At 67.4% G+C, this 16,240-nt stretch carries 13 protein-coding genes; 2 read left to right on the top strand and 11 right to left on the bottom strand.

The window, feature by feature from the left end:
• Positions 1-89: 89 nt before the first annotated feature.
• Positions 90-707, top strand: coding sequence for a GNAT family N-acetyltransferase (locus ACQEVG_RS19365; RefSeq protein WP_432985643.1), 618 nt, complete (start codon positions 90-92; stop codon positions 705-707).
• Positions 708-787: 80 nt separating this feature from the next.
• Here the strand turns inward: ACQEVG_RS19365 and trxA are convergent, their stop codons facing one another.
• The 7 genes from trxA to ACQEVG_RS19330 all read right to left on the bottom strand — a co-directional run bounded on the left by trxA (position 788) and on the right by ACQEVG_RS19330 (position 10,317).
• Entirely contained in the window at positions 788-1,120 is a 333-nt protein-coding gene (gene trxA / locus ACQEVG_RS19360; RefSeq protein ID WP_432985641.1) for a thioredoxin, read from the bottom strand.
• 54 nt (positions 1,121-1,174) lie between these two features.
• Positions 1,175-2,149: a thioredoxin-disulfide reductase gene (gene trxB / locus ACQEVG_RS19355; RefSeq protein ID WP_432985639.1), complete on the bottom strand. Its 975-nt coding sequence runs from the start codon at positions 2,147-2,149 to the stop codon at positions 1,175-1,177.
• Between the two features lie 125 nt (positions 2,150-2,274).
• A complete protein-coding gene (locus ACQEVG_RS19350; protein ID WP_432985637.1) occupies positions 2,275-3,177 on the bottom strand; it encodes an anti-sigma factor family protein in 903 nt (300 codons plus the stop codon).
• Positions 3,174-3,878 carry an RNA polymerase sigma factor SigM gene (sigM, locus tag ACQEVG_RS19345; RefSeq protein WP_432985635.1) on the bottom strand — a complete coding sequence of 235 codons (705 nt, stop codon included), beginning with the start codon at positions 3,876-3,878 and terminating at the stop codon, positions 3,174-3,176. Before sigM ends, ACQEVG_RS19350 begins: the two co-directional genes overlap by 4 nt.
• Before the next feature lie 25 nt (positions 3,879-3,903).
• Positions 3,904-5,607 (bottom strand): serine/threonine protein kinase, encoded by a 1,704-nt coding sequence (locus tag ACQEVG_RS19340; RefSeq protein WP_432985633.1) that lies wholly within the window; start codon positions 5,605-5,607, stop codon positions 3,904-3,906.
• Between the two features lie 120 nt (positions 5,608-5,727).
• Positions 5,728-7,881: a murein biosynthesis integral membrane protein MurJ gene (gene murJ, locus ACQEVG_RS19335; RefSeq protein WP_432985631.1), complete on the bottom strand. Its 2,154-nt coding sequence runs from the start codon at positions 7,879-7,881 to the stop codon at positions 5,728-5,730.
• Between the two features lie 45 nt (positions 7,882-7,926).
• A complete protein-coding gene (locus ACQEVG_RS19330) occupies positions 7,927-10,317 on the bottom strand; it encodes a DUF6049 family protein (protein WP_432985629.1) in 2,391 nt (796 codons plus the stop codon).
• Between the two features lie 216 nt (positions 10,318-10,533).
• On the opposite strand from ACQEVG_RS19330, the gene ACQEVG_RS19325 reads away from it, so the two are divergent.
• Positions 10,534-11,976, top strand: a complete 1,443-nt coding sequence (locus tag ACQEVG_RS19325; protein WP_432985626.1) for a CCA tRNA nucleotidyltransferase — start codon at positions 10,534-10,536, stop codon at positions 11,974-11,976.
• Positions 11,977-12,085: 109 nt separating this feature from the next.
• Here ACQEVG_RS19325 and ACQEVG_RS19320 read toward each other — a convergent pair whose 3' ends face one another.
• The 4 genes from ACQEVG_RS19320 to ACQEVG_RS19305 form a co-directional block, all read right to left on the bottom strand.
• Positions 12,086-12,640 (bottom strand): LppU/SCO3897 family protein, encoded by a 555-nt coding sequence (locus tag ACQEVG_RS19320; protein ID WP_432985624.1) that lies wholly within the window; start codon positions 12,638-12,640, stop codon positions 12,086-12,088.
• A 50-nt stretch (positions 12,641-12,690) separates the two neighbouring features.
• On the bottom strand, positions 12,691-13,959 hold the full coding sequence (locus ACQEVG_RS19315) for an MFS transporter (RefSeq protein WP_432985622.1): 1,269 nt from the start codon (positions 13,957-13,959) through the stop codon (positions 12,691-12,693).
• A gap of 76 nt (positions 13,960-14,035) precedes the next feature.
• Positions 14,036-15,118, bottom strand: a complete 1,083-nt coding sequence (locus ACQEVG_RS19310; RefSeq protein WP_432985620.1) for an inositol-3-phosphate synthase — start codon at positions 15,116-15,118, stop codon at positions 14,036-14,038.
• A gap of 59 nt (positions 15,119-15,177) precedes the next feature.
• Positions 15,178-15,894, bottom strand: coding sequence for a helix-turn-helix transcriptional regulator (locus ACQEVG_RS19305; protein WP_432985618.1), 717 nt, complete (start codon positions 15,892-15,894; stop codon positions 15,178-15,180).
• Between the last annotated feature and the right edge of the window lie 346 nt (positions 15,895-16,240).

Raw genomic sequence — 16,240 nt, 5'->3', positions numbered from 1 at the left:
GGAGGTTTTATCAGCAGCCTGCTCCAGGAGCGGAGCGCGCTGGCAGCCGCTCGTAGCGCGGCGGGTGAAGGAAGCGAGGAACAGCCTTCATGGGGCGTCGGCTTGTACCGCTCACGCTGGACAACCTGTCGGACCTTCCCAAGCGCTGTCGTGCGTGCGTCTTCTGGGAGCTTGATCCGGTCAGTGGAGAAGCCGCGGTAAAGGCGGGAACTCCCGAGCTTGAAAAAGAGGCCTGGATCTCGGCCGTGCTGCTCGAATGGGGTTCCTGCGGCCGGGTTGTTTATGTCGACGACGTGCCGGTCGGCTTCGTGCTCTATGCGCCTCCGGCCTATGTGCCACGGTCCACGGCCTTCCCGACGAGCCCGGTCTCACCCGACGCCGTCCAGCTGATGACCGCGTGGATCAGCCCGGGGTATCAAGGACAGGGGCTCGGCAGGGTCATCGTGCAGACGGTGGCCAAGGATCTCTTGCGACGCGGTTTCCGTGCGATCGAGGCATTCGGCGATGCCCGCTGGAAGGAGCCCGCCTGTGTGCTGCCCGCCGAGCATCTTCTGGCCGTCGGCTTCAAGACCGTGCGTCCGCATCCGACGTATCCCCGGCTGAGACTGGAACTGCGGACCACGCTCTCCTGGAAGGAAGATGTGGAGCTGGCGCTGGACCGGCTGCTCGGCGCTGTACAGAAGGAGCCCATTCTGCGGCCCCTGTGAGACCCCGCACGCAAAAGTGGGCTCATCCCCGGTCAGGGGATGAGCCCACTCGTGTTTCACGTGAAACAGTGAGGCCCTGACTACTCGCCGATGAAGCCATCAAGATCGCGGATGATCGCGGCCTTCGGCTTGGCGCCGACGATCGTCTTGGCGACCTCGCCGTTCTGGTAGACGTTTAGCGTCGGGATGGACATGACACCGTACTTGGCTGCGGTGGCCGGGTTCTCGTCGATGTTGAGCTTTACGATCTCGATCTTGTCACCGTGCTCGGCTGCAATGGCCTCGAGGGACGGAGCGATCTGGCGGCACGGACCGCACCAGGCGGCCCAGAAGTCGACCAGTACGGGCTTGTCGCTCTTGAGGACGTCCTCTTCGAAGGATGCGTCGGTCACGTTCTTCAGGGCGCCGGCCACGGCGGCCTCCTTACTTCTTTTACGGGGGTGAGAGGGGGGATGGTGCGCAGGAGGTCAGACCACGGGGGTCTTCTCCGGTTCTGCCGCCTTCTCGCCGTCGGCGAGAGCGGCGAGGTAGCGCTCGGCGTCGAGAGCGGCGGAACAGCCGGTGCCGGCAGCGGTGATGGCCTGACGGTAGGTGTGGTCGACGACGTCACCCGCGGCGAACACACCGCTGAGGTTGGTGCGCGTGGACGGCGCATCGACCTTCAGGTAGCCGTCGTCGTCCAGGTCGAGCTGGCCCTTGAAGAGCTCGGTCCGCGGGTCGTGGCCCACTGCGATGAACAGCCCGGTGACGGGGAGCGCAGAGGTCTCGCCGGTCTTGGTGTTGCGCAGGGTCAGACCGGTGAGCTTCTGGTCGCCGTGGATCTCCGCCACCTCGCTGTGCCAGGCGAAGGAGATCTTCGGGTCGGCGAAGGCACGGTCCTGCATCGCCTTGGAGGCGCGCAGCGTGTCACGGCGGTGGACGATGGTGACGGACTTGGCGAACCGGGAGAGGAAGGTTGCCTCCTCCATCGCCGTGTCACCACCGCCGATCACGGCGATGTCCTGGTCCTTGAAGAAGAACCCGTCGCAGGTCGCGCACCAGGAGACGCCGCGTCCGGAGAGCGCGTCCTCGTTCGGCAGGCCGAGCTTGCGGTGCTGGGAGCCGGTGGTGACGATGACGGCCTTGGCCCGGTGGATGGTGCCCGCAGTGTCGGTGACGGTCTTGATCTCGCCGCTGAGGTCGACCGAGACGACGTCGTCCGGCACCAGCTCAGCGCCGAAGCGCTCGGCCTGGGCGCGCATGTTGTCCATCAGGTCGGGGCCCATGATGCCGTCGCGGAAACCGGGGAAGTTCTCCACATCGGTCGTGTTCATCAGTGCACCGCCTGCGGTGACGGCACCCTCGAAGACCAGCGGCTGCAGCGATGCGCGCGCCGTATAGAGCGCCGCCGTGTAGCCGGCCGGCCCGGAGCCGATGATGATCACGTTACGGACGTCGCTCACGGGTTTCTTCCTCGTCTCTGCGGACTGCATGCTGCCTACTGGGCCGGGAGAATGACTCCCACCCGACCCAACGGATCCTACGGGGCTTGCATTCCCGGGATACCCGAGCGACGCAGTGGTGTGTGTCAGCGGCGAGGATAGGTGTTCGTCAGCAGGAGTTCTCCCGTGGGCGCGGACGCCGTGTCGACACATGCGGCGTCGATCACATACGCCTGAACCTGCTTGCTGTCCGTGGGATGCGGGAGCACGACGAGGTAGGCATTGTCGCCCTTGTACTGGCCCCGTTCGAAGGCGATCGGGGTCTCGGTCCGGCCGGTGCCTTTCTGGATGCAGGGCGGCACCGTCGGGTGCTCCAGCATCCGGGGTGAGGCGGGACTGGTCTGGCCTTCGATGGACGGCCCCTTCTCGATCCGCTGCTCCGGCTGACCGGAGCTGGTGGAGAGCAGTGCCTGTACGTGCTTCTGGAGGCCGGACGCGGAGAAGTCCTGGGAGTCTCCTGCTGCAGCGCTGACGCTGGCATCCTTCTTGGCCGAGTCGGCGCTGTTCCCACCAGTGGGCTGCAGCGACTGGAGGAGCAGGACGCTCATGCCGACCGCGGCTGCGCCGAAGACGGTGCCCAGCACAGTCTTTCGACGCCGCTGGGCCTTGCGGCTGCGGCCGGGGCCGGTTGCGGCGCGCGCGTGGCCCGCTGGACGATCGGCAGGGGTGGTCTCGGCCGGCTGCGGGGAGGGTGATGTTTCACGTGAAACATGCGTGGCTTCCTCGGGCATGGTCGCGTTGAGGAGAGCTTCAGCGGCCAGAGCGGCATCGATGCGGCCTGCGACATCGGCGGGCATGCGATGGGCTCCGGGCAGTGTGCCGAGCAGCCCGCGGATCTCTTCGAGGGACGCACGTACATCGGCGCACAGGGGACAGCTGTCCAGATGCTCTTGTACGTCGGCAGTTCGGGAAGGGGAGAGCAGACCTTCGGTGAGGTCGGAGATTTCTGAGACGTCCGGATGCTGAGTCGTGTCGGCCGTGGAAGTCACGCGCGCCCACCTCCGCCCTTCACAGCTGCAGGATCACTCGTCCCTGCGTTCTCTTGCCCTGACGCCGGTGGGACGGATGTCCCCGGCGTCCGGTTCCTTCCCATGCTGAGCTGCGTGTTATCCCCTGCATCACCGCGCAGATGAGTGAGCATCGGCAACAGCCGCGCCCGACCGCGAGCGCACCGGCTTTTCACGGTCCCTGTCGGCACATCGAGGACGCGCGCAGCCTCCGCCACTGGATAGCCCTGCATGTCCACCAGTACCAGGGCGGCCCGCTGGTCGACGGGAAGCTTTGCCAGGGCGGCGAGGAGTTCGCGGTGCAGATCCTGACGCTCGGCCGGGGCCTCGGCGGACTCATACGGTTCGAGGAGCTGCTCCAGTCGCTCGGTGTCGTCGACGGGAGAGGTCTTCCGTGAGGCGGCCTTGCGTGCCCGGTCCAGACAGGCATTGACCGTGATGCGGTGGAGCCAGGTGGTGACGGCGGACTGGCCACGGAAGGTGTGGGCGGCCCGGAAGGCGGACACCAGGGCGTCCTGGACCGCGTCCGCGGCTTCCTCGCGGTCTCCCAGCGTGCGCAGGGCAACTGCCCAGAGCCTGTCGCGGTGTCGCCGTACGAGCTCACCGAAGGCATCCGGGTCCCCCGCGACATGGCGAGCCAGAAGGTCCTGGTCGCTCGTGTCGCCGAGTGTCGCGTCGTCCAACGGTGAGCCCCCTCCCCTGGTGCCGTCAGCTGGTGATCTTGATCTCCGATACCTTGCCCCGCCAGTCGCCGTCGCCGCTCGGCGGCAGCTTTGTCAGCCAGAGCAGAACGTATCGCGCCTGCACCGGCTTTCCGGGCTTGAGGGACACATTCACCCCGGTCCCGGCCGATACCTTGGTGAACTCGTTGAACGTCGTCGGCTCAGCCGTGGTCCCCTCGGGTGCGGCCCGAAGCTCCACGGATGTCTCGCCACCGAGGAACGAGACATCCACAGTGCCGACTTGCTGGACCTTACCGAGGTCCAGAATGATGCCGGCACCGGACTTCAGGTTCCCGAAGGCTGAGGACTTGTAGCCGTCGGTGTTCCAGTAGCTGGTCGGATCGTTGTCGTAACTGTTCTTGATCCCGGCAGGCTTCTCCGAGCGATCCTGGCCGAAGGGGTCGAAGTCACGGGCACCGGCGATGGCTACCGGCTTGCCGGACTTGTCGTCGCCGGTGTTGCTCTCGCCGCTGTTCGGCTGCGACGTACCCGGATCCACCGGGTCCTTGTCACGGTCGATGAGTTTGTCGGCGATCTGCCAGCTGCCGAGTCCCAGCGCTGCGATGAGCAGCGCGGCCACGGTCCACTTCAGGACCTTGCCGGTGCGGCTCTGGAGCGGCGCCGGCGGGGTTGCCACCGGCTGGGGCGCCGTGGGGCCCGGGCGGGCCGCAGGACGGCCGTACGTGCCCTGCTGGTACGTGGTCCGCTGGTACTCGGGCGGGGAGGTGAACGCGGGCTCCGGCGGCCGGATGCGGGGCATCGCTGCGACGGCCCTGGCCAGTTCGTCGGGCGTAGTGCAGGGCGGCTCCTGGCGGGATGCCGTGGCGCCGTCATTGACCAGGGCGCGCATGGCGAGCTCGGAGAGCCCGCGGTGCACCCCGGCCCGGACCTGGTCGGGAGCGAGGAGTCCGACGCCCTTGGGCAGGCCGGACAGTCCGTACGCGTCGTTCTCGTACGGCCAGCGCTGGGTCAGCGCCGCGTAGAGCAGGGCGCCGATCGCCTCGGTGTCGGTGCGCTGGGGTCGGTCCGCGGTGATTCCGCGCAGGGCGGCGTTCACCGCGAGGCCGCGGATCCGGTACTGGCCGGTCGAACTCCGCAGTACCGCGCCCGGGGTGAGCCTGAGGTGTGCCAGCCCCTCACGATGTGCCGCGGCCATGGCCTGGGAGAGCTGGTCGACGAGCTGGTACGCGTCGTGCGGCTCCATGGGTCCCATGGCGAGCAGCGCGGTGAGTTCTGTCGCGTCCGGAAGCCACTCGTGGACGACGTAGACGAGGTCGTTCTCCTCGACGGCGTCCAGGACCTGTACGAAGCGGGGGTCGCCGAGAAGCGCCGATGAGCGGGCCGCCGCGAGCACGGAACGGGCCCGCGGGTGGTCGGCGGGGAGCAGATGGACGCCGACGGCGCGGCGCAATTTCTCGTCGACAGCACGCCAACTGCTGAAACCGTCCAGACGGGTGACGCACTCCTCCAGCCGATAGCGTCTGGCGAGCTTATGACCACTGTGCAGTTCGGGCGTCGCGATGGCGGGATCGGTGTCCTGCCGTTCGCTGCCTGTGTCCGGTGCGGTCTTCTCCGCTGTGTCCTGGGATTCCGCCGCCCCGTCGGTCGTGGCCTTGCCCGCCTGCGCGGTCAGCGGATCGTCTCCGCTGTTGTCGGCCACGTCGACGGCAGCCGTGCTACGTTCCGCCACCGTCGTTCCTGCCTCCCCATCCGTTGCGCATATTCAACAGCCATGCCAATTGTGCCCACAGTCGGCCCCTATGCACGACACACGGCGGCCGACGATGGTTGTGCGGGACCCGCGGGCTCCTTAGCGTCCGAGGCGCCCGCGCACCATGCCGACCATTGCGTTGAGCTCGTCGATGCGCATCCGCTTCGCGGCAACGAAGAAGACGCCCAGCAACACGACCCCGCCGCCGGCCAGGGCGGCGAGCGAACCGAGGGCACCGGTGCCCAGCGCCTGGATGATGACGAAGGCGACCGCACCTCCGGCCGCCGCTGCGGGAACGGAAGCCATGCAGAGGCGCGCGTACGTGCGCATGACGTGCGAGCCGTCCAGATCGCCACCGAGGCGGTTCTTGAGCCGCCGCCAGGCGATACCCACGCCGACGGCGTAGGCGAGGCCGTACGAGGCGGCCATGCCGACGACCGCCCAGCGGGCCGGCAGCACGACAAAGCTGAGTCCGGAAGCTGCGGCATTGACGAGGGCCACGATGACGGTGTTGTAGAAGGGGGTCCGGGTGTCCTCGTAGGCGTAGAAGCCGCGCAGCACGACGTACTGCACGGAGTACGGGATGAGGCCGAGACCGAAGGCCATCAGGATGAAGCCGATGCCGCGGGCGCCCTCGGCGCCCGAGCCCGCGTAGAGCAGCGTCGCCATCGGCACGCCGAGTGCGAGGAAGGCAAAGGCGCACGGCACGATCGCAACGGCGGAGGTGCGTAGCCCGTACGAGATGTCGTCGCGCACCGCGGCGGGGTCGCCGTCATGGGCCGATCGGGAGATTCTCGGCAGAACCGCGGTCATCACGGAGACGGTGATGATGGCTTGTGGCATCTGCCACAGCAGAAGCGCGTAGTTGTATGCGGTGATGCCGGTGCCGGTGAAGCCCTGCTTCTCGGCCACGGAGCCCGCCCAGGTGGCGAGCTGGGTGACGACGATCATGCCGAGCTGATTGGCGAGGACGAAGAAGAAGGTCCACTTGGCGAGCCGGATGGCCTTGCCCAGACCGTGGCCCCTCCAGTCGAAGCGGAGCCGCATCTTGAAGCCCGCTTCGCGCAGATACGGAACCATCGCAAGCGCCTGTACGGCGAGGCCGAGAAGGGTGCCGAGGCCCAGCAGCCGGACGCCTTCCGGGGTGATGGTCTCGGCCTGCAACCGGGAGCCGGTGAAACTGCCGAAGGCCCAGATGAAGGCACCGAAGGTCGCGATGATCACGATGTTGTTCAGGACCGGGGTCCACATCATCGCGCCGAACCTGCCGCGGGCGTTGAGGATCTGGCCGAGCACCACATGGAGGCCCATGAAGAACATCGTGGGCAGGCAGTAGCGCGCGAATGCGACCGTTACTTCCATCCGCTGCGGGTCGGACGCGATCTCCGTCGACATCATCCGGATGAGGACGGGCGCGGCCAGCACACAGATCGTCGTGACACCGGCGAGCAGCACCACCACGAGGGTCAGCAGCCGGTTGGCGTACGCCTCGCCACCGTCGTCGTCGTTCTTCATTGCCCGCACGAGCTGAGGGATGAAGACGGCGTTCAGAGCACCGCCGCCGACCAGTACATAGATCATCGTCGGAAGTACGTTGGCGACCTGGTAGGAGTCGTTGAGCGTGCCGACACCGATTGCCGCGGCCATGACCAGGGTGCGCAGGAAGCCCGTCATCCGGGAGACGATCGTGCCGGCCGCCATCACAGCGCTGGACTTCAGCAGGCTGGAGCCCCGGCCGCCCGGCTTCTTGGGGGCCGGAGCTGCCGGGAGCGGTTCGGGGGCGGGCTCGGGCTGACCGGATGCCTGCTGGTCCCGGAAGAGGTGTGCGAAGGCGTCGGGCTCCGGCTCCTGCTCGCCGGCCCGGGTCACCAGATCGTCGACGCCGGTGAACTGGGTGGTCCTGACGTCGTCGCCGAACGGCAGGTGACGGGACGGCCCCGCGGGCTCGGGCGGCGGGGTCTGCGCCCAGATACGCGGGTCCGGTGTGTGCTGCGGGGACGGCGGCTGCTGGTACAGCGGCTGGGGCTCCTGGTAGGTGCCTGGGGGTGGCGGCGGGTGCGCGGCGCGGTCGTAGAGCGCCTCGGTCACCGGGTCCTGGGCCGACAGATCCTGCGCCCCGTAGGGATCATGGGCATAGGCGTCCTGGATGTACGGGTCCTGTGTGGAGGGCTCAGGGGTCGGCTGCGGCGGAACCTGGCCTGCCGGGTCTCTGCTCACATCCTGGCCGCGGTCACCGTCGTACGGCGCGTTCATTGCAACCCCACCTCATCGTCCCCGGCCGACCGGCCACGACATCGCTCAACGGTCCACCTTCTCACCAGTGCCGGACGGGTCGCCGCTTTCCGGTCCGGTGTCCGGTGTCGGGTCACTCGCCTGCCCGGGATCGGGGCTTTCGATGCCACCTTCGGCGTCCTCAGATCCCTCGGAGCCGTCCTCGTCATCCGCGTCGTCGGAGTCTTCCATCCCCTCCGGCCCGTCTGCGTCAGCCGCGGTCGCCTCGCGGGCTGCCGCGCGCTTGCGCTGGCTGTACATCCTGATGCCGGCGAGGACGAGCAGCAGGACACCACCCGCGATGACGAGCATCACAGTAGGGGTGATCTCGGAGACCTTCACCGTGAACTCCATGGCATCGCCGTACGGCTTGCCGTCCTCGGTGAAGAGCTGTGCCGTCATCTTCACGGGGCCGTTGGCGTTGGCCGACGCTGCGAACTTCACGGACTGGCTGTGGCCCCCTTCGACCTTGATCGGCTGCTCGGCGGTGCCCTTGTCGTGGTCGAGGTTGAGGCGGGTGGGGTTGTCCGACGTAAGCCGCAGGACCAGGTGGTCGATTCCCTGGACCAGCCTGTTCTGCACGGTGACCGGGATCGTCGCGCTACGCCCCGAGAGCGTGATGGCCGACTTCTCGATCAGCTGCACCTCTTCGGTGAGGCTCCGCAGATAGGCCCGTACCTGGTCCCGGTACCCCTTGGCCTCCACCGGCTTGCCTCGCCAGGAAGTGGACATCTCCCGGTCGATCGCCCTGCCGAAGGGGGTCTCGACCCGGTCCTGCGCCGTGAGGATGACCTTGAAGTTGTCGAGGGTGTTCTGCGTGTTCCTGATGTCCCGGAACGCCTGGATCCGCAGCTCCTGCTTGCGCAGATGCCCGGGGTACCGGGAGGTGCCGGGCACCTTGGTCGTGGCATTGGCGTCGGGCTTGGCGCCCGCCGCCGCGACCAGGTCGAGCGGGTGCGTCCAGCGCTGACCATCGAGGGCCTGCAGCGCACGTGCCATGGACTGCGCCTGGGACGCGGTGGGCATCCGCTGCGGGGCGACGACGATGCTCCGCTGGTTGTCCGGGTCCTGGAGGGTCAGCGCAAGTGTCTGGGCCAGGAACTTCTGGACCGAGAGCGTCGAATTCTCCGTACTGATCATGTCGCCCTCGAAGGCGGTGGAGAGCCGGGAATCGGCGACCACCGCCGTTGTCCCGCCGCCGATCGGCCGGGCAGCGCTGGGCGTGTACGACAGGTCGTCCCGCAGGCTGTCGCTGCGGGCGATCACCTTGTGGGCGCCGGCCGAGGTGGCGACATCCACGATCGAGGAGTCGATGGCGCCGTTGACGGGCCAGGCGAAGTCGATGGACGGCTTCACATGGAGGATCGTCTCCACGGTCGTCTCGGCGACCTCGGTGGCCGGCTGAAGATGGCTGAGGGATCCGGAGACGTTCTTTCCGCGGTGTGCCAGGGACGCCAGATCTGGGTCGGAGAAGGGAAGCGCGACCACCTTGCGGCCCTGGACGGCGGCCTCGACGGCGCTCAGCCACCGCTTCGCGAGGGCCTGGTTCTTGCCCGGAACCGTGGTGTTCCCGTTCTTGACCTGGTAGCTCCTGGTCATCGCGTCGACGGTGGCCAGCAGATCCGGGTCGATGACCCAGGTGACGGGCAGCTCTTTGCCGAGCGAGACGAGCTGGTCCAGCCGCCCGCCAGGGGCGAGCTCCGTAGCCAGCGCCTCGTCCTCGAAGACGGGCGTCTGCTGCTCGTCCGAACCGGTCTCCGAAGTGAGGTGGGTCGAGGAGATCAGCGGCCAGAGATAGCTGAACTGGGTCTTCTTCTCGGTGGCCTCCGGCTGCCAGGGCAGGAAGGTCCGCTCGACGCCCAGGAGCTGATCGAAGGGTTCGGCCGGGGTCTGGCCCGAGAGGGAGACACCGAGCTGGTAGACGCCGTCGTCGTCGAGTCCCAGCTCATCGACCGGGATCGACAGCGTGAAGTCCCGGCTGATGCCGGAGAGAAGCTGCGGGAGCTTGACGCTGTACTTGCCACCGACGGGTGGTGCGTCGGCGACCGCGGTATCACCGGTCCGCTCGGCGGCGCGGTCGATCGCGGTCCTGCCGGACAGCCTCGGGCCCACCCGTAGATCGATCTGGGCGTCGGTGACGGTTTGCTTGCCCTTGTTGGTCACCGAGCCGGAGACGGTGAGCGTGTCGTGCTGTCCAGGAGCTGCCGGCGTCAGAGTGTCGAGGGACACATCCACCGTGTGCGAACCGGAAGCGGTCTGCGAGCTCGAGGCGGCCTCGTGGGCGTGCGCGGCCGGTGTGGCGGGACCGCTCAGCAGTCCGGCCACCAGAGGTGCGCCGAGGATCAGGGAGGCTGTGCGGCGCAGCCACCGGCGGGCAGGAGAAGGACCCATCCCCTGGAAGTCTGCCGCGTCGGCCACGCGCTCGCCCGTCCCTCGTCGTCTGCTGCCGGTGGTGGTTCTCGGTTCTTGCGTCCACGCATGGTAACGAGGTGCGCGGCGTCGAAGTGCCGCGGAGTGGCCCACGTGATCGGAAGGGACTTCCGGGTGGCCGAGAGCGCCGCTGTGAGCGGTTACTCTGTGCGCCGCCATAAACGGGGACGCTCGGGTGGGCCGCGGCACGTACCCTTTTCTGTTGTGCCGAACGCCAACGAAGACAACTCCACCGCACTGAGCCAGGTGCAACGCCGCGCGGTCAGTGAACTGCTGCGTGTCTCGCCTGTCGCCGACGATCTCGCCCGACGCTTCCAGGAGGCCGGGTTCAGTCTTGCCCTGGTCGGCGGCTCGGTCCGGGATGCGCTCCTCGGCCGGCTCGGCAATGACCTGGACTTCACGACCGACGCCCACCCCGAGAACGTACTGAAGATCATCCGTCCCTGGGCGGACTCGGTGTGGGAGGTCGGGATCGCGTTCGGCACGGTCGGCTGCCAGAAGGCGGGCTACCAGATCGAGGTCACCACGTACCGCTCGGAGGCGTACGACAGGACTTCTCGGAAGCCCGAAGTGTCCTACGGTGATTCGATCGAAGAAGATCTCGTACGTCGCGATTTCACCGTGAATGCGATGGCCGTGGCGTTGCCGGAGAAGGAGTTCATCGATCCGCACGGCGGCCTTGAGGACCTGGCCGAGCGTGTACTGAGGACCCCCGGCACGCCGGAGGAGTCCTTCTCCGACGATCCGCTGCGCATGATGCGCGCCGCCCGTTTCGCGGCGCAGCTCGACTTCGAGGTCGCCCCCGAGGTCTTCACCGCGATGAAGGAGATGGCGGACCGCATCGAGATCGTCTCCGCCGAGCGCGTGCGCGACGAGCTGAACAAGCTGATCCTCTCTGCCCACCCGCGCAAGGGGCTGGGACTGCTCGCCGACTCCGGCCTGGCCGATCATGTGCTGCCCGAGCTGCCGGCGCTGCGGCTGGAGAGTGATGAGCACCATCGGCACAAGGATGTGTACGAGCACTCGCTGACCGTCCTGGATCAGGCCATCGATCTGGAGGAGAACGGGCCGGACCTGGTGCTGCGGCTTGCCGCGCTGCTCCATGACATCGGAAAGCCGCGCACCCGGCGCTTCGAGGCCGACGGCCGGGTCTCCTTCCACCATCACGAGGTGGTGGGCGCGAAGATGACCAAGAAGCGGATGACCGCGCTCAAGTACTCCAACGACATGGTCAGGGATGTCTCCCGACTGGTGGAGCTGCATTTGCGGTTCCACGGCTACGGTGCCGGCGAATGGACCGACTCGGCGGTGCGGCGGTACGTACGCGATGCCGGACCGCTGCTGAGCAGGCTCCACAAGCTGACCCGCTCGGACTGCACCACGCGCAATAAGCGCAAGGCGATCGCCCTCTCCAGGACCTACGACGGGCTCGAGCAGCGCATCGCACAGCTGAAGGAGCAGGAAGAGCTGGACGCGATCCGGCCCGACCTGGACGGCAATCAGATCCAGGAGATTCTGGGCGTGGGGCCAGGCCCGGTGATCGGCAAGGCGTACGCGTTCCTGCTGGAGCTGCGTCTGGAGAACGGGCCGATGGGGCATGATGCGGCGGTCGCGGCGCTCAAGGAATGGTGGGCGACGCAGGGCTGAGCGTGAAACGGCGCCATGTTTCACGTGAAACATGGCGCCGGATCGACGAGCGAAGGGGCGATGTTTCACGTGAAACATCGCCCCTCGGTGCACGCGGCTGCTTCCGCGCCTACTTCTTGATCTCGTTCAGGCAGAGCACAAACTGCTTGCCCGAGCTGCGTCGGCTGCCGCGCGTCTGCTCGAAGTAGCCAACGTCGGACTTACCTTCACAGAGCTTTTGGTCGGTCGTGTCGGGGTGAACCTCGACGACCTTGTAATCAGCCTTCGCGTCGCCGCACTTCACTACCTCAAGGTCGGGAGTGAGCTTGGAGCCGCTGTTGTGCATGCAGTCGCCGACCTCCGCCTTGTCAGCGTCGTCCTGACTCGTGAAGTAGACGATCGCGAAGACTATGAGGGCGATGACAACGCCGATGATCTTCAGGATGTTCTTGATGCCGAGGCCGCTACGCCCGGACGAGGGCGGCGGGGGCGGCGGGGCGCCCCACTGCTGCTGCGGGTGCGGCTGCTGAGGCTGCCCGTACCCCGGCTGCGGCTGCTGCGGGTAGGGCTGTTGCTGCTGCGGATATCCGTAGCCGGGCTGCGGCGGGTACGGCTGCTGAGGCTGCTGTGCGTACGGGTCAGGGTGGCCGTACGCGCCTTGGCCCTGCTGAGGCGGATAGGTCATGCGGGAGTCCCCCAGTGAACGTGTGCGATCAATTCTTTGACGCGCGCACGCTATATCACCGCGCCAACACGCCTCCAACGGGCCATCGTTGCCGCCACCGCCGCGTAGATGACCGCCACCACGACCACCAGCTGAACCGACCTGCCGTCAGGAGGCAGCATCAGCGCGGCGATTGCCGCAGCACCCACGAAGGCGGCGTTGAAGAGCACGTCGTAGATGGAGAAGACCCGGCCGCGGAAGGCGTCGTCCACCGACATCTGCACCACGGTGTCCGTGGCGATCTTCGCGCCCTGGGTGATCAGTCCGAGGACGAACGCGGCGACCAGTATCGGCCCGGGTTCGAAAGGCAGCCCCAGCGCCGGTTCGAGGATGGCTGCCGTCCCCGCGCACGCCACCACCCAGCCGAACTGGCCGAGCCGGCCGACCGCCCACGGGGTCAGCACGGCCGCCGCGAAGAAGCCGGCACCCGAGATGAGAATGGCCACGCCCAGCAGAGCCAGGCCGTCCGACTGCTTCTCGTACCAGGCGTACCGGCACAGCATCAGCACCATGACGGTCAGCGCGCCGTAGCAGAAGCGCATCAGCGTCATCGCGACCAGCACACGGGCGGCCGCTCGGCGTTCGGCCAGATGCCGCAGCCCGCCCGCCAGACCGCGTGCGGTGGACGCGAGGGCGGACATCAGTCGCGGCTGGACCAACTGCGGATCGGGGCCGAGCAGGTCACGCGGCATCCGCAGGGAGGCAAGCGCGGCGCAGAGGTAGAGCACGGCACCGAGGAGCACCACTGCGGCGTCGGAGTCTGCCGACACCAGCCGCACGGCGAAGGCGAGCCCGCCGCCCGCGGTCGCCGCGAGCGTGCCCGCCGTCGGAGAGAGCGAGTTGGCAATGACGAGCCGGTCCGCGTCGACCACCCGGGGCAGCGAGGCAGAGATCCCCGCCAGTACGAAGCGGTTGACCGCCGTGACGGACAGGGCGGAGGCGTAGAAGAGCCAGTCGGGCACGGAGACCAGGACCAGCACGGCCGTACCACTCGCGAGGAGGGCCCGCAGCAGATTCCCGTAGAGGAAGACCTGCCTGCGCTGCCAGCGGTCCAGCAGGACGCCGGCGAACGGACCGATCACGGAGTACGGCAGCAGCAGCACCGCCATTGCGGAGGCGATCGCGGCCGGCGAGGTCTGCTTCTCCGGGGAGAAGACCACGTACGTGGCGAGCGCGACCTGGTAGACACCGTCGGCCGACTGGGAGAGCAGCCGGACAGCAAGCAGCCGCCGGAAATTCGTCAGGCGCAGGAGTACGCGCAAGTCACGTACGACAGGCATGCGATCAAGCGTCACACACGCGGAGGGTCCCCGGGCGGATAACCCGGGGACTCTCCGCGGTCGAGCAGGCGAACGCTTAGCGCTCGACCTCGCCCTTGATGAACTTCTCGACGTTCTCACGGGCCTCGTCGTCGAAGTACTGGACCGGCGGGGACTTCATGAAGTACGAGGACGCGGAGAGGATCGGGCCGCCGATGCCGCGGTCCTTGGCGATCTTCGCGGCGCGCACGGCGTCGATGATGATGCCCGCGGAGTTCGGGGAGTCCCAGACCTCGAGCTTGTACTCGAGGTTCAGCGGGACCTCGCCGAATGCACGGCCCTCGAGGCGCACATACGCCCACTTGCGGTCGTCCAGCCAGGCCACGTAGTCCGACGGACCGATGTGGACGTTGTCCTCACCCAGCTCGCGGTCGCGGATCTGCGAGGTGACGGCCTGCGTCTTCGAGATCTTCTTGGACTCGAGGCGATCACGCTCGAGCATGTTCTTGAAGTCCATGTTGCCGCCGACGTTCAGCTGCATCGTGCGGTCCAGGATGACGCCCCGGTCCTCGAACAGCTTCGCCATGACGCGGTGCGTGATGGTGGCGCCGACCTGGGACTTGATGTCGTCACCGACGATCGGGACACCGGCCTCGGTGAACTTGTCCGCCCACTCCTTGGTGCCGGCGATGAAGACCGGGAGGGCGTTGACGAAGCCGACCTTGGCGTCGATGGCGCACTGCGCGTAGTACTTCGCGGCGTCCTCGGAACCGACGGGCAGGTAGCAGACCAGGACGTCGACCTGCTTGTCCTTGAGGGTCTGGACGATGTCGACCGGGGCCTCGGCGGACTCCTCGATGGTCTGGCGGTAGTACTTGCCCAGGCCGTCGAGCGTGTGCCCACGCTGCACGGTGACGCCGGTGGACGGCACGTCGCAGATCTTGATGGTGTTGTTCTCGCTGGCGCCGATGGCATCCGCCAGGTCGAGGCCGACCTTCTTGGCGTCCACATCGAAGGCAGCCACGAACTCCACGTCACGGACGTGGTATTCGCCGAACTGGACGTGCATCAGACCCGGCACCTTGCCGGCCGGGTCGGCGTCCTTGTAGAACTCGACGCCCTGCACCAGCGAGGCGGCGCAGTTGCCCACGCCGACGATGGCTACGCGAACCGAACCCATTCCGGTTGCTCCCTGTGTGATCTCGGTATTCCGGATGAGACCCTGCGGACCGCAGGGCCTCACTTGGCGGTGTCGTCGGACGGATCCGGCGGGGTGGAGCGCCCGGAGGGTGTGCCCCCGGACGACTCGGCACCCCTGTGCCGGGGCAGGCCGCCCGTCTCTGAAGATGTGTTGTCCTGCTGAGCAGAGCTCTCGGGGGAGGACTGTCGCTGATCCCGCCCCGCTCGCTCGCTCTCAATGAGCTCGTTCAGCCAGCGCACCTCGCGCTCCACGGATTCCATGCCGTGTCGCTGCAGCTCAAGCGTGTAGTCGTCGAGGCGCTCGCGGGTGCGCGCCAGCGAGGCGCGCATCTTCTCAAGACGCTCCTCCAGCCGACTGCGGCGGCCCTCGAGCACCCGCATCCGCACCTCGCGCTCCGTCTGCCCGAAGAAGGCGAAGCGAGCCGCGAAGTGCTCGTCCTCCCACGCGTCCGGGCCGGTGTGGGAGAGCAGCTCCTCGAAGTGTTCCTTACCTTCAGCCGTCAACCGATAGACGATCTTGGCGCGGCGCCCCGCGAGCGAAGCGGCCAGCGCGTCCTCGGGAGCGCTGCCCGGTTCCTCGATCAACCAGCCGTTGGCGACCAGCGTCTTGAGGCAGGGGTAGAGGGTTCCGTAACTGAAGGCCCGGAAGACTCCCAGCGAGGTATTGAGCCGTTTCCGCAGCTCATACCCGTGCATCGGAGCCTCACGGAGCAGACCGAGCACAGCGAACTCAAGGATGCCGGAGCGCCTGCTCACTGTTGCCTCCCTCGCCATCCCGGTCGCTTATGCCGTGCTGATGTATCGAGTCGATACATCAGCACGATAGAACGACGTCACCGCTGCGACAAGAGTGGCCATCGTGAGCGGCGTCACATCGCCAATTCGTGGAGAGCGAGTTGCCTGATTTGGGGGGACCTTCGGCCCTAGGCAGGTTTTGAGCGTGCGTAGTCTGTGCGCCATGCACACCACCGGGAACCACGTGACGCCAGTGAGCGTCATCGCCGTGGGTGCACAGCGGATGAGCTCCTTGCGGGGCTTGTCCGTATCCATTTCGGGGGGACCGGAACTCAACTGCCGCTTCCAGGCGTCTCGCCTGCCCGAG

Source organism: Streptomyces sp. CA-135486 (assembly GCF_050936555.1).
In the GTDB taxonomy this organism is placed as follows: domain Bacteria; phylum Actinomycetota; class Actinomycetes; order Streptomycetales; family Streptomycetaceae; genus Streptomyces.
Note: the sequence above shows the minus strand (reverse complement) of the source record. Positions and strands in the feature narration are given on the sequence as shown.